The organism is Streptomyces rimosus subsp. rimosus, from assembly GCF_000720725.1.
In the GTDB taxonomy this organism is placed as follows: domain Bacteria; phylum Actinomycetota; class Actinomycetes; order Streptomycetales; family Streptomycetaceae; genus Streptomyces; species Streptomyces rimosus_A.
Genome location: NZ_JOCQ01000161.1, coordinates 1 through 13121 on the forward strand (window position 1 = coordinate 1; position 13121 = coordinate 13121).

The window sequence follows — 13121 nt, forward strand, 5'->3', positions numbered from 1 at the left end:
CCGCTACAAGGACAGCATCCAGCGCTACAAGGGCCTGGGCGAGATGGACGCCGACCAGCTCGCCGAGACCACCATGGACCCCCGCCACCGCACCCTGCGCCGCATCAACATCGGCGAGCTGGACGCCGCCGAACGCGTCTTCGACCTCCTCATGGGCAACGACGTCGCCCCCCGCCGCGAATTCATCACCACCTCCGCCGCCACCCTCGACCGCTCCCGCATCGACACCTGACCCACCACCACACCGGCACACCCACCACACCGCGCCCTCGGAGCAGTCCAACAGCAGCGCCGCCACCCGAAGTGGGCCAAGAATGGAGTAACGCGCACCCGGCACCTCCCGGAGCCAGGTGTTCCGGTTGGCGGTCGACGGGTTGCGGCTGGTCAGCTGCCGGACCGCTCGTCACACCGGCCACAGGCCATGGCCAACGGATGGGGAATGTGCCAAAGGGCCCTCTCCCGTGCCGCCGGGACAGTGGTGAACGAACAGCACGGAGCAGGCGCGGGAGCACTCTGCGCACTGGCACGATTCTGTCCACCGCGGCACGGCGGAGCCGATCGCCGCCGCGGCATCTGGTGGGAGCCAGCCGACGTATGCCGTACACACCCGGCCGCGCGACGCGCCGGTGGGGAATCAGGGAGCCGCTCATGTCTGTCCAGCAGTCCGTCGCCGCGTGCGGCACGGTCCGGTCCCGCTTCGGCTCGGGGGAGACCGCCGTCGTCATCGTGATCATCGCGCTGGCGGTGTTCATGACCCTGCGCGGCAGGCCGCTGCCCGAGGTGACGGCCGTGCTCGCCGGCGCCGGCCTGCTCGCGGTGACCGTGGTACGGATCGGGCAGGGGCACCTGGTGTGCGGCGCCGCGCTGCGCGGCGCCGGCCGCGCCCTGCTGTCCTGCGGCCCGGAGTGATGCCCGGCGATGTCCCGCCGACGGGGGCGCCCGATGGCGCCGATCCTCACGCCCAACCACGGGGCCGGCCTGCTCGCGCAGGAACTGCGCCGGGCCCGCGCCCGGCGCGACCTGTCCCGGCCGGAGCTCGCGGACAAGATCGGCCGGTCGCTCACGACGGTCCAACGGGCGGAAGCCGGCCGGATCAGGCCGCCGTGGGCGGTGATCCGGGACATCGCCTCGGTCTGCGGTATGGACCTCGACATGGTGGAGGACCTGTGGCGCAAGGCCGGCCGGCCGCGCAGGGCACGCCGTACGGAGGCGCCGCTGCTGAGCCTGGTCCGTACACCCGGGGATCTGGCGGCGGTCCTGCGGCGGGCCTGGGAGGACGACGGCGCCCCTTCGCTGCGGACCATGGAGGCGCGGGCGGAACGGCTGGCCAGGACGTACGCGCCGCTCTCGCGGATGTCCGCCTGGCGCATCCGCGAACGGAAGCAGACGCTCTCCTCGCTCAACCAGCTCTACGCCTACCTGACCGCCTGCGAGATCGCCGAGGAGGACTTTCCGGAGTGGGCGCAGGCCTGGCGCCGGGCCGGTCACCACGAGGAACGGCCACCCAGGCGTACGGCACAGCCCGGGCCGCGCCGTACGACCTCCCTGGAACGAGCGGCGGCGTTGATGCGGCAGGCCGGCCTCCTGCCCTGCGAGCCCTTTCCCGGACGCCACACACCCTGGGCCGCCCGGTGCCGGTCCTGCGGGAAGCTCAGCCGGTACAAGTTCTCCCAGGTGATGGAAGGGACCATCTGCCCGGTCTGCCACCATCCGCACGCCGTGTTGTACACGGGGCTGGAGGAGACCTGATGCCGGGAAGAGGCTGCCTTTGCTCGACTGGAAGCATTCCAGGTGGCAATGATCCGACGGCGACGCGGGGCACCTGCTGCGAACATACGCCGCTCTACGCCGCGGCCCTGGAATCGATCGGCTTCACCTTCACCGCGACAGCCTCGCGCGTACGCATGAACGAGGACCACACCCGCCCCGCCACCCACGCGTCGCTGCGGGTGGAACTCGACGGCGAGGAGTGGTTCACGGACGTCGGCTTCGGCGCCGAAAGCCCCCGCGCGCCGCTGCGCCTGAAGGACGGCGAGGTCGTGCGGCAGGACGGCTGGTTCGACCTGTACGCCATCGGAACCGAGCCACGCTTCTGCCGGACCTCTCGACGGACGCCAGGTACCGGCAGCGGAGCTGCCCGTAGCGCTGCGCACGGAATTCGGGATCGAGCTCGATGCCGAGGACGCCGCCGCACTCGTCGCGCGCTACGCGTGTGGGTGCGGCCGTCGGTGAAGTGACGCGGAAGGTGGGTGCGCGCCACCCAGGTACCGTCCGCCCTGGTCGCGGCGTGCGGTCTGCCGCAGCCTCATGGGGGCAAGGAAGCGAACACCCCCGAAAGGCACGGCATGAATTCCCACATGAGCGCATACGGTGACGAGACCGCGGACGCCGCCGGCCCCGGCAAGGTCGTCCTGATCACCGGTGCGAGCAGCGGCATAGGTGAGGCGACCGCGTGCCGGCTGGCCGCCGACGGCCATCGCGTCTTCCTCGGCGCGCGACGCACCGATCGGCTGGCGGCGCTGGCCGATCGGCTCACCGCCGGCGGGCACACGGCGGCGTACCGGCGGCTGGACGTCACCGACCCCGCGGACGTACGGGCCTTCGTGGACGCCGCGCGTGCCGCGTACGGGCGGGTGGACGTGCTCGTCAACAACGCCGGTGTGATGCCGCTGTCGCCGCTGGAAGCGCTGCGGACCGAGGAATGGGACCGGATGCTCGACGTGAATGTGCGCGGTGTGCTGCACGGGATCGCCGCCGCCCTGCCCGTGATGCGGGAGCAGGGCGGCGGGCACTTCGTGAACATCGCGTCGGTCGGCGCGTACGAGGTGTCGCCCACCGCCGCGGTCTACTGCGCCACGAAGTTCGCGGTGCGCGCGCTGTCCGAAGGGCTGCGGCAGGAGTCCGGCGGGGACATCCGCGTCACCGTCGTCTCCCCCGGCGTCACCGAGTCCGAACTCGCCGAGAGCATCGGCGATCCGCTGGCCCGGCAGACGATGCGGGACTACCGCGCGGTGGCCATGCCGGCCGCCGCGGTCGCCTCCGCCATCGCCTTCGCGGTGACGCAGCCGGCCGACGTCGATGTGAACGAACTCGTCGTACGGCCGGCCGCGAGCGCCCAGTAGGGCCCGGGGGCGGGGCGCCCGTTCAGGTCAGCGAGCGGAGCCAGCCGGTCAGGATGCGGTTCACCTCGTCGGGCCGCTCCTGCTGGATCCAGTGCCCGCAGTCCTTCAGCAGGTGCGTGGCGGAGAGGCCGGGGAGCGTGGTCGGGAAGGCTTCGACGGCGTCGGCCATCCATGTGGTGGACGCGTCGTGTTCGCCGCCGATGAAGAGGGAGGGCCGCGTGATGGGGGCGCCGTCCCAGGGGGCGAGGTCTTCCCAGTCCCGGTCGACGTTGCGGTAGCGGTTGAGCCCGCCGGTGAGGCCCGTACGTTCGAACTCCTCGGCCAGCGCGTCGAGTTCGTCCTCGGAGAGCCAGGCCGGGCGGGCACCGTGGACGAACCGGTCGGACATCTTCCGGCCGGGCGGCACGAAGAAGCAGCTGGGGCTGCCTTCGGGAGCCATCGTGTCGGCGGACAGGCTGGCGTAGAACCCGGTCAGCCAGCCGCGGACGTCGGGCTCGATCTCCGCCTCCGCCCGGCCGGGCCGCTGGAAGTAGCTGACGTAGAACTCCTCGTCGCCGCCGGTCATCCCGAAGGCGTCCGTCGGCCGGAGGCCGTTGCGGGGCGCGTACGGCACGCCCAGCAGTCCCACGGCGGTGAAGACATCGGGCCGCAGCAGCGCGGTGTTGGCGGCGATGGTGGCGCCCCAGTCGTGGCCGACGACGGTCGCGGTCCGCTCGCCGAGGGCGCGCACGACCGCGACGTTGTCGGCGACGTGCGCCGTCATCCGGTACGCGGCGACCTCGGCCGGCTTCGAGGAGCGCCCGTAACCGCGGACGTCCACCGCGACGGCGCGGAAGCCCGCGGCGGCCAGGGCCGGCAACTGGTGCCGCCAGGAGCGCCAGGTCTCGGGGAAGCCGTGGAGCAGCAGCACCAGCGGGCCGGCGCCCTGTTCCACCAGGTGGATACGTCCGCCGGGGACGTCCACCAGCCGGTGTTCCGCCCGGTGTCCGTCACGGGTCGCGGTCCGGTCCGGGGGCGGCGTGGCTGCGTCGGTGGGCTGGGGCATCGCGGTCTCCTCGATCCGTCGTCCGGCGCCGTGCGGTGTCCGCGCGGCGCGTCGCTGCCGTGATCATCCGAGGGAAACCGCGCCGCGCCCAAGGGTCTTTGCCGGTTCGGCAAACCGGCCGGTGGAGCCGCCGGTACGGGGCGCCGCACGCGGTGTGCGGCGCCCCGTACCGTACGGCCCCATACCGTACGAGCCCCGGCCGGGCAGGCAGGCCGTGCCGTACGGTCAGCGGCCGGCGCCGACCGCCGCCGTCTCCCGGAGGCGCTGCGGTTCCGCCTCCGCCAGGGGCCGCAGCGCCTCCGGGAGAGCCGCCGCGTGTATCACGCCCAGGCGCTGGGTGGCCCGGGTGAGCGCCACGTACAGGTCGCTCGTGCCGAATTCCGCCGGTTCGACCACGAGCACGGTGTCGAACTCCAGCCCCTTGGCCTGCCGTGGACCGAGCAGCACGACCGGGCGGGTCAGGTCGAGGTCCGGGCCGGCGGACACCTCCGGCAGGGTGGCGGACAGTGCGGCGTACAGGGCGGCGTGGTGGGCCTGCGGGGCGATGACCGCGAGCCGGCCCTCCGCCGCGCCGTCGGCACCGGAAACCCCGTCCGCCGTACCGGACTCCCCTCGCCCGGAACGGGACTTCGCGCCGTCGGCCGTCTCCCGTACGACCGCGTCGGCGACCGCCCGCGGCAGGTCGTCGGCAGCGGTGCCGAGCGCCCAGGGGCGTACGCCGGTCGAGCGGATCGAGCTGGGCGGCTCGAAGGACGGGTGCACGGAGCGGGGCACCGCCGCGGCGATGTCCATGATCTCGCTCGGCGTCCGGTAGTTGACGCCCAGCCGGACGTGTTCCCAGCGGTCGTCCACGTACGGCGCGAGGATCGCCTCCCATGTGCCGCAGCCGCCCGGCTCCGCGGTCTGCGCCGGGTCGCCGACCAGCGTCATCGAGCGGGTCGGCGAGCGCCGCATCAGCAGCCGCCAGGCCATCGCGGACAGCTCCTGCGCCTCGTCCACGATGATGTGCCCGAACGCCCAGGTGCGGTCGGCCGCCGCCCGCTCGGCGGCGCTGCGGTGGTCGGCCTCCTCCTGCCGGTCGGCGAGCCGGTCCGCGTCGATCAGGTCGTGCGCGGCCAGCACCTCGGAGTCCTCGTCGTCCTTGTCCTCGAACTCCTGGGTGCGCGAACCGTACGACAGGTCGAGCACGCCCTGCGCGTACTTGATGCGCTCCTGGCGCTCCGCCTCCTCGGCGGCGCGCGCCGCCGAGTCGTCCTCGCCGAGGAGTTCGGCGGCCTCGTCCAGCAGCGGCACGTCCGCGGGCGTCCACTCGTCCTCGGCCGGCCAGGGGCCGAGGTGGCCGGGCATCCGGCGGATGGCGTCCGCGTCGGAGCGCGGGAGGTGCACGGGGTCGGCGAGGAAGTCGGCGACCAGCTGCTGCGGCGTGAGCGAGGGCCACAGTTCCTGGATGGCGGCGTGCACCTCGGGGTCGGCCGCGACCGCCTTGCCCAGCTGGGCGACGTCGTCCGGGCCGAGCAGGTTCGGGCCGCCGTACGGGTCGGCGCCGATCCGGTCGGCCAGCTGCGCGGTGAGCGCATCGATGACGTGGAACGCGAAGTACGGGCGGGCCAGGTTGTGCGGCAGCCGGGTGGCGCGCGCATGCTCCCGGGCCGCGGCGGCGATGTCCGCGTCCAGCACCAGCTCACCGTCCTCGTGGTCGATGACGAGGGCCGGGTCGGGCAGGGCCTGGCGGTCGCGTACGTACGCCGCCAGCGCGTCGGCCATCGCCGCGCCGCCCTTGACCTCGGCGGCCCGCGCGGTGTCGGTGCCGGTCGCCGTCACGCCGGGGAACAGCTCGGCGGGCGTGGCGAGCAGGACGCCCGTCTCGCCGAGCGAGGGCAGCACCTCGTCGATGTAGCCGAGGAAGGCCGGGTTGGGGCCGACGATCAGCACGGCCCGGCGGGCCAGCAGCTCGCGGTGCTCGTACAGCAGGTACGCGGCGCGGTGCAGGGCGACGGCGGTCTTGCCGGTACCCGGGCCGCCCTCCACGACCATCACCCCGCGGTGCGGGGCGCGGATGATCCGGTCCTGCTCGGCCTGGATGGTCTGCACGATGTCGTGCATCCGGCCGGTACGGGCGGCGTCCAGGGCGGCCAGCAGCACGGCGTCCGCGTCGGCGCCTTCGTGGCCGGTGCGTTCGGTGTCGGCGAGGTCCAGGATCTCGTCGTGCAGGGCGGTGACCTTCCGCCCCGACGTGGTGATGTGGCGCCGGCGGCGCAGGCCCATCGGCGTGTGACCGGTGGCCAGGTAGAACGGGCGGGCGACCTCGGCCCGCCAGTCGACGACCATCGGCGTACGGTCCGCGTCGTCGCGGCGGATGCCGATGCGGCCGATGTGGTGGTCGGCGCCGTCCTGGAACGCCAGCCGGCCGAAGCACAGGCCGTTCTCCCCCGCGTCGAGGGCGGCCAGCAGCCCGGTCTGCTCGGCCACCGTCACATCGCGCTCCAGCCGCGCCTGGAAGTTGTTCCCCTCCAGCGGCAGCGCCCGCTCGACGGCGGATTCGGTTCCGGCCCGCAGTTCGGCGAGGCGCTCGTAGAGCAGATCGGTGAATTCCTGCTCCTGCCGCAATTCCTCGTTTGACAATTCAGCTCCGCTCGGATACCGTGTTCTCTAGTGGCCAACCATGCACGAATAACTTCTCCGACATGGAAACGCCCAATATACGCAGAGAAACACCCCGTCCGTCAATGCGGAACGGGGTGTTTCTGCGTTTCCGTGCGGTGAGTGGCGGCCGGGGGTGGTGACGCCAGTGGGGCGGTGGGCCGCGGACGCCGCCCGGGAGACTCCGGGGCACAACCGAGGCGCCCGGGCCCGCCCATCCGCTCAGCTGACGAACTCCACCCCGGCGAAGCGGCTGTGGGAGACCTGTTCGCCCGCGAGAATCGTGGCGTTCGGCGTGCCGGGACAGCCGGGCCTGGTGTACAGCAGCACGGCCTTGTCGGTGCGATTGGCGGCGTGGCCTTCGCCCCGGATATCGATGCAGCGGTCGGCCTGCGGATTCTGCAACGCTTCCGGGAGCGGGGTGACGGTATAGGAGAAGTAGCCGGCGGCGGAGCCCTGCCCGATGAAGCGAGCACTGCCGAAGACGGCATTCCGGTGCCCCTGGCCCGGCTGAAGCAGGTATTCCAGACCGGAACAGTTGGCACCGCGGAAGAGCTGGGCCTCGTAACGGGTCTCATTCTTGACGGGCCCGTCGCCCTCCATCGGGTAACAGACGCCCACCCGGGGAGCGTGCAGCGCTTCCTCGACGGGCGGGGGCGTATAGGTGAACAGGCCCTGCGCGGCCGACGCGGTGCCGGGCTGCAAGGCCAGCGACACGGCGGCAGCCATGCTCACGGCGAGGGAGGAGCGGTTCACTGCGGGGCCTTTCCTCTACGGAAATGAACGGGAAAGGGGCAGCGGGCCCGAGGGCCCGCTGCCGTGGGCTCAACTGGGGAATTCCAGGCTCTCGAACGTGATGTCGAAGGCGTGGTCCCCCGGCCTGATCTGCTGCGGGCTGCCGACACAGCCGGAGCGCCGGAAGAGCAGGACGGTCTTGTTGGTCTTGTTCACCGCGTGCCCGTCGCCCGCGCGGTTGTAGCAGCGGTCGAGACTGGGGTTGTCGACGGTCTCCTGATCACCGGACGCGGTGGTGTACAGGAAGACACCTTCGGCGGAGGCATAGGAACTGCCCGCCAGGCCCACGGTCAGGACAAGGGCCGTACCTACGGAAGCCAGTGCCATGGTGATGCGCTTCATGATTTCTCCTCGGTGGGGGGAACGACCGCACGGCGGCAGCGCGTGCGGGGAACGAGGCGGCGGGCGGGCCTCCGATAGAGGCTGGGAGGGCTCGCCGCGCCGACGCCACTTCGCCCTTGGAGACCCCGGACACGGACGGCGGCCGGCCGGGTCGGTGACGCCGTCGCGGACCAGGCCCGGACTCGACGCATCATGTGAACTCCCTGGGCAAGAGCGGGTGATGGGGGCATCGTGCCCATTCGCGACAAGGGTGATCGTTTCCTCATCCCCAAAGATCGGAGCAATGGGGGCACTTCTGTAAAGGGGCTCGCTACCTGCGCCCCGCGTGTGCGCCAGCGCCCGGCTCAATACCCTGCACAAATACGGCGGTTGGCGACCCCGTGGCACTACTGGAGGGGCGCATGCGAGGGTGGCGATGACGCGGAGGAGGGCGTGGCAGCAGTCGCGAGCGCCGGTGGCGGCAGGTCGCGGACAGCCTGGCGCCACCTACGCCTGTCGCCCGGCCAACTGACCGACCTGAGCGCTCGGTTACCGGCGCCCGCTACCCGTCCACATCTCACCCCCGGACGCCGCTCCGGGCGACGCGGTAGCAGCGGACGCGCGGCCACCAACGACGTCCGTCCCCTACTGCGCGGACCGGGCTTCGTCGCCGTACACAACCGGCAGTTTCTCGCAGTTTCCGGTACCTACCGGTAGAAGCTCGCAGAGGTCTGCCGTGCCGATTTCCCACTCGTTTCCCAGTCGATCATGGCCAACTGGCCGCGGACCGGCCACCGGTGAGGTAGGCCTGACGGCTTGGGGTCGACCGTTGGACAACGCCAGCGTGCCGGGCGAGGTTGAGCGTCCGCACAACCTCATATCGCCCCGGCCGGTGCGTAGGTGGATCTGCGTGCCGCTCCAGCCCCAGTCGACACGGTTCACCCGACGGTGGTTCCCGCGTGCGGGGCTGTTCCCCGGCCGGGGTCAGCCCGCCGTACGCGGGCAAAGCTCGTCGCCGACGTCGCCACCGGTCGGGTGTGCGACATCCCGCGAGTTCCTCTGAGCCCCGCTGAGTCGCTGGCCCCGTAGCCAGGAGGTGCTCCCCCTTCGTGCGCTCTGCAGCTCTGTCGTGAAACATTCTCACCTCGTCCGACCGATCCACATTCGGGCCGAAGGCGAGGAGGCTCGGGTCGGCGGCCCTGGTGGTCGTACGCGACCTGCGTGACCACTGGGCGTCCGCATTAGCGGAGAAGCTGGAGCGGTTCGAGCCCGACGTGCTGTCCGGGTGCGTTGGTAGTCATCGTCAGTGTCGAGCCGGTGTAGCGCAGCATCGCCAGCGCGGCACTTTCGCCGCATGAACCGCCGAAGGTCACGGTGTACGACGCCGGCTCGGAGCTGGCCTGCGGTACCAGACCCGGGTCACATTGTCCTGAGTGCCGCCGCCGTTGACCGTGGCGGCCTGCGTCCATCCCGTAACTGCTGGGGAGGCCCCCGACTCCTCCAGCACAATCGCGAGCAGCAGCAGGTCGCCGTCACGGAGCTGTCAAAGCGCGTGCCCGGCGTGCTCGTGGCGCAACGGAACCAGGCCGCGGTCCCCACGGCAGCGCCGGTCGTCGTGATGGGCGTACCGGCCAGCGTGGCGACGCCGGCCGACACGGAGCCGAACACCGGGTCCTGCAAGCTGAACGTGGCCAGCAGCGTCTGGCTGCTGACCCAGTGTTCGCGCTGGACGGCATCGTGGCCGTGTAGATCTTGACGGTGCCCACGCCCGCGCCAGCATCGACATGGTCCACCACGGCGTCGCGCATCGCATTCTGCACGGCCGTGGCCAGGTGCGTTGCCATGGGTCTCCTCAGTTTCTCGTCTCGCTGCGGCTCTCCGGTTGGCAGTCAGCACGTGCCGTCGGCACCCAAGGCCGACTGCGCGGCCTTGATGAACGTCTCTATCGCGCCAGCCAGTTCCTGAGCAGTGTCCAGCGCACGTCTGTGAGCGTCGTTGTAATCGTCCGCCGGGATGCCCTCGCCCTCGGGACTGCTGTCGAAGACAGCCACCCAGTGCGCTGCACGGGCTGCCTCGCGACATGCCCCTGCAACCTCTGATGCAGCAGCCCCCACCTCCTCGGGACCGACGAGCTTGACGTGAAGCCAATGTTCCCGCACGACTGCTGTGCTGCTGGCCAGCCAACTGCGGACGTCCTGCCCTTGATGGGGCAGACCGCGGGCTGTGTCAAAGCACCGACCGAGCACCACATCTCTGACCTCGGAAGTCGCCGCCAAAAAATCGTGATAGATCTCGCGTCGCGGTTCCCGGCACTGACGCACGTGCTCGGCACGGGCAGCGATCCTCGCCTGCGCCCGGCTCGCCCGGCCCGTCGCCAGCGCTGCCCCGGTAGTAGCGAGCGCTCCGGCGACGGCCCCGAGCACTCCTGCCAGTCCTGCATCCATGGTTCGGATCGTCCCGCGTGCAGACCGGACTCACGGGCAGTTCAGGCAAAGTTGCCGCAGGCCGAGTTGGGAACGCGTGCACGGCACAGCCTGGGCGATGAGTTGGCGCTCAGAGTGTTAGCCAAGCTGCCCAAGGATACGGACGGAAGCAGCGTTGAAGAGCACAACGCTGAGTGCAGCACGGGCTTCGCGCCGGCCTCACCGAGGTCCGGCCATCGGCTGGGTGAAGCGACTCAGACATACTGTGATCATGCATATGTCGGAGACCTTCGCAGGAACAGCCGCAGCACTGGCTCCCGTCATCATATTAGTCGGGGTTGTTGAACTCAGAGCACACGCCGACCGCTTCAAAATCTCAGAAGAAGCAAATTTCACCTCTGCCCAGGATGCGCTGCACGCGCTCGATAGCGCGACAACGCAACAGGAGCGCGACCAAGCATTCCGGCAATGGCAGAACAGTTCGTCACATTCTTCACTGATTCAACTCACCATGGTCTTCATCTGGGCAGCAGTATCCGCGCTGCTCACCATCAATGTCTACGAATGTCTGGCTTATCTTGCCGATACATCGTCAGTTCACGGAAGTGACCCTGCCCACTCCATCGTCTGGAGCACTACCGCAGGGATGGCCATGCTAATCCTGTTCCCGTTGGTCACCTGGGCGCGCACGACTTTCACCGCTCAATGGCGGTCGAGTAGGACGCAATTCCAGGTCCGACAGCGGATGCGGTCACACCGGAGGAATCAGCCTCCCTCCCCGCCGAGCCCCTGAAGGCAGCAGTCACCACTTCCGGGACCTTCCAGGAACACGGTCGATTTCCGGAGGTGAGAGACTGCTCCTGTTGCCCGTCGGCCCCGTACCAGCGCCGCACCCCGTCCATCGAGCTGTCCGGCCGCTCGGCACGGCAGCGCTCCTTCACGACGTCCCGGCCCGGGTCCACCGTGATGAACTGCGCCCGGTAGCGCCGGTACTTCGCGAGCAGCGCGGGCTTCGGCCTCGTGTGAGTGATGAACACCTCGCGCGCGCCGGCGTGCCGCAGCGCCTCACGGATCGCGGCCTCCCGCGCACCAGCCCGGCGGAGACCGTCATGGTGGACGCCGTGATGGTCTCGCCGTCGGCCAGCCAGTCCGTCCAGTCCCAGCGCCAGTCCAAGACCGCGTCGGGGTCCTTCGTTCAGTCCGCGGCCACGGCACGTGGTTGTCGGCATCGCCGTAAACGGTGTACGACTCGCCTGCGCACCCGTAAGTGGCATCTCATCGCCCTTACCGGTACTCATCCAGCTCCTTCGGCGCGTGCATGTCGAAGAGCTTCCGCTCCTGCTCAATCCGCCGCAACATGCGGACGGGGTCCTGGCCAGCGATGTGGTCATGGGCCACCGTCGCGATCCCTACACGGCCCCGCCTCTCCAGATTTGCCCCAACGCGTGCGGAGATGATCCACGGAACCACCTTGCAGTGACCCGCGCAGTCGGTACACCCCGCCGACCCGCGATAGCGGACATGCACGCTTCGCAACCTGCCTCTGCGCAGCCTCAGCCGCCGCCTGACGCGGAGTCCGGCAGCCCAGCGCAACGGGCCGGAGGCGGTCACCGATCCGCTCGGCCGACTCCTCGTCAGCGGGCTGCCCCGGCGCGACGCATGTTTACCGTCACCCGGACGTAGTAGCGTGATCAGGTCACTGCACTCTCATCTCGGACGAACCCTTCAGGCGGAAATGCCCGAGTTCTCGGAAGTCAGCAAAACCCTGCACCCCGCCGAGTAAGGCCGCTGGTCGCGCCCTGTGGTCCCCGCGGGTGCGGGGGTGGTCCCTGCCCGGCCTGGTCGGGTCGGCGGCTGGGCAGGTGGTCCCCGCGCGTGTGAGGGTGGTCCCTCCCGGTCGCTCGGGGCGCCGTTGGGGAAGGTGTGGTCCCCGCGCGTACGGAGCTGTTCCCCGCCTCCACCTGGCTGCTCTCCTACGGAGAGGGACCATCCGTGTTCATGCGTCAATGGCGCTGCTTGTTGTTCTTCACCGCTGAACGCAGTACGCCCCTGATGCGCCACCACAGCTTGCGGGCCGGTGGAGTTTCAGTGGAGTAGCTGTTGCCGAACCGGATGTCGACCGCGGTACGCCTCAGGGGGGTGCCTTCGGGCGAGTACCGCGTGGGGGTGGGTTCAACCATGTGCTTCTCCTGCGGGTTCGGAGGCCTGGTCCCGCTTCTTCGGCTGCTGCCCATGTGCCGCCTTGGCGGCCTTCTGTTCTAGGCCTGTTCTACGAGCGAAGCGTAGAACCCCGCGCTTCATGTGATCACCACGCGCCACGCCTGTCGGGACACCGGTATTGGCGGCGCGCGGGAGCGTACCGGGGCCCGCGCGAGGCAGCGCACTCCCCACCTGGGGAATAGGAGCATCGGCCGCGGCACAGACCAGCTCCGCAGGGCCACGCTGTCTCGCGGGGGCAGGGGAGAAAGCCTGCGGATGCTGTCGTGTGCGCCGCGGGCTGGCATTGCGCAGCGAATGGTCGTTCGACCTGGGTCGTTAACCCCAGGTTAAGCAGCGGTGCAGCGGTACCGGCTCCGGACGGACCCCCCCATCCCTCCGGCCACGCCGCGCCGTGGCCGGTATGTGAAGAAGGTCCGCAAGAAGAAGCGTCCGCTGGCCATGGGCCCGGTCTACCAACTCGCCGTGAACGCTTACACGGTGTGGGGCTTCACCGGCTGGACCTACATCTGGGACGCGGCCTTCCAGGGGATGCGGCCCGGCGAGATGTACGGCCTG

11 protein-coding genes and 2 pseudogenes are annotated in these 13121 nt (G+C 70.4%); 6 read left to right on the top strand and 7 right to left on the bottom strand.

The annotated features are described in order from the left end of the window. From IH45_RS01000000144680 to IH45_RS0140655, 5 genes and pseudogenes are all read left to right on the top strand, one after another. Window positions 1-232: pseudogene (locus IH45_RS01000000144680) on the top strand (DNA topoisomerase IV subunit B); the annotation flags it as partial. A gap of 416 nt (window positions 233-648) precedes the next feature. Next, the gene (locus IH45_RS0140640; RefSeq protein WP_030681424.1) at window positions 649-909 is read left to right on the top strand and encodes a hypothetical protein; all 261 of its coding nucleotides are present in this window, start codon (window positions 649-651) and stop codon (window positions 907-909) included. Between the two features lie 33 nt (window positions 910-942). Next, complete coding sequence (locus IH45_RS0140645; RefSeq protein ID WP_030681429.1) at window positions 943-1749, top strand: helix-turn-helix domain-containing protein; 807 nt, start codon at window positions 943-945, stop codon at window positions 1747-1749. Then, on the top strand, window positions 1749-2237 hold the full coding sequence (locus tag IH45_RS1000000147475) for an arylamine N-acetyltransferase (protein WP_078898023.1): 489 nt from the start codon (window positions 1749-1751) through the stop codon (window positions 2235-2237). Before IH45_RS0140645 ends, IH45_RS1000000147475 begins: the two co-directional genes overlap by 1 nt. 120 nt (window positions 2238-2357) lie before the next feature. Next, a complete protein-coding gene (locus IH45_RS0140655) occupies window positions 2358-3122 on the top strand; it encodes an SDR family oxidoreductase (RefSeq protein ID WP_234440874.1) in 765 nt (254 codons plus the stop codon). A 22-nt stretch (window positions 3123-3144) separates the two neighbouring features. On the opposite strand, the gene IH45_RS0140660 is transcribed toward IH45_RS0140655, so the two are convergent. The 5 genes from IH45_RS0140660 to IH45_RS1000000149110 all read right to left on the bottom strand — a co-directional run bounded on the left by IH45_RS0140660 (window position 3145) and on the right by IH45_RS1000000149110 (window position 10367). Next, on the bottom strand, window positions 3145-4167 hold the full coding sequence (locus IH45_RS0140660; protein ID WP_030681438.1) for an alpha/beta fold hydrolase: 1023 nt from the start codon (window positions 4165-4167) through the stop codon (window positions 3145-3147). Window positions 4168-4392: 225 nt separating this feature from the next. Then, on the bottom strand, window positions 4393-6774 hold the full coding sequence (locus tag IH45_RS0140665; protein ID WP_030681441.1) for a HelD family protein: 2382 nt from the start codon (window positions 6772-6774) through the stop codon (window positions 4393-4395). Window positions 6775-7029: 255 nt separating this feature from the next. Then, window positions 7030-7563 carry a hypothetical protein gene (locus IH45_RS0140670; protein WP_030681444.1) on the bottom strand — a complete coding sequence of 178 codons (534 nt, stop codon included), beginning with the start codon at window positions 7561-7563 and terminating at the stop codon, window positions 7030-7032. Between the two features lie 69 nt (window positions 7564-7632). Beyond that, entirely contained in the window at window positions 7633-7944 is a 312-nt protein-coding gene (locus IH45_RS0140675; RefSeq protein ID WP_030681446.1) for a hypothetical protein, read from the bottom strand. Between the two features lie 1868 nt (window positions 7945-9812). Further along, a complete protein-coding gene (locus IH45_RS1000000149110) occupies window positions 9813-10367 on the bottom strand; it encodes a hypothetical protein (protein WP_158813460.1) in 555 nt (184 codons plus the stop codon). Window positions 10368-10617: 250 nt separating this feature from the next. Between IH45_RS1000000149110 and IH45_RS1000000149115 the strand changes: the two genes are divergently transcribed. After that, window positions 10618-11139 carry a hypothetical protein gene (locus tag IH45_RS1000000149115; protein ID WP_158813462.1) on the top strand — a complete coding sequence of 174 codons (522 nt, stop codon included), beginning with the start codon at window positions 10618-10620 and terminating at the stop codon, window positions 11137-11139. A gap of 144 nt (window positions 11140-11283) precedes the next feature. Here the strand turns inward: IH45_RS1000000149115 and IH45_RS1000000151195 are convergent. Both IH45_RS1000000151195 and IH45_RS1000000149120 read right to left on the bottom strand, forming a co-directional pair. Further along, a pseudogene (locus IH45_RS1000000151195) lies at window positions 11284-11526 on the bottom strand (phage fiber-tail adaptor protein); the annotation flags it as partial. Window positions 11527-12349: 823 nt separating this feature from the next. Continuing rightward, complete coding sequence (locus IH45_RS1000000149120; protein ID WP_158813464.1) at window positions 12350-12526, bottom strand: hypothetical protein; 177 nt, start codon at window positions 12524-12526, stop codon at window positions 12350-12352. Between the last annotated feature and the right edge of the window lie 595 nt (window positions 12527-13121).

Bases quoted from the DNA above. Each gene is read 5' to 3' on its own strand.
- IH45_RS0140655 (WP_234440874.1), top strand. From the start codon at position 2,358: ATGAGCGCATACGGTGACGAGACCGCGGACGCCGCCGGCCCCGGCAAG.
- IH45_RS0140675 (WP_030681446.1), bottom strand. From the start codon at position 7,944: ATGAAGCGCATCACCATGGCACTGGCTTCCGTAGGTACGGCCCTTGTC.
- IH45_RS0140660 (WP_030681438.1), bottom strand. From the start codon at position 4,167: ATGCCCCAGCCCACCGACGCAGCCACGCCGCCCCCGGACCGGACCGCG.
- IH45_RS1000000149110 (WP_158813460.1), bottom strand. From the start codon at position 10,367: ATGGATGCAGGACTGGCAGGAGTGCTCGGGGCCGTCGCCGGAGCGCTC.
- IH45_RS0140645 (WP_030681429.1), top strand. From the start codon at position 943: ATGGCGCCGATCCTCACGCCCAACCACGGGGCCGGCCTGCTCGCGCAG.
- IH45_RS1000000149115 (WP_158813462.1), top strand. From the start codon at position 10,618: ATGCATATGTCGGAGACCTTCGCAGGAACAGCCGCAGCACTGGCTCCC.
- IH45_RS1000000149120 (WP_158813464.1), bottom strand. From the start codon at position 12,526: ATGGTTGAACCCACCCCCACGCGGTACTCGCCCGAAGGCACCCCCCTG.
- IH45_RS1000000147475 (WP_078898023.1), top strand. From the start codon at position 1,749: ATGCCGGGAAGAGGCTGCCTTTGCTCGACTGGAAGCATTCCAGGTGGC.
- IH45_RS0140640 (WP_030681424.1), top strand. From the start codon at position 649: ATGTCTGTCCAGCAGTCCGTCGCCGCGTGCGGCACGGTCCGGTCCCGC.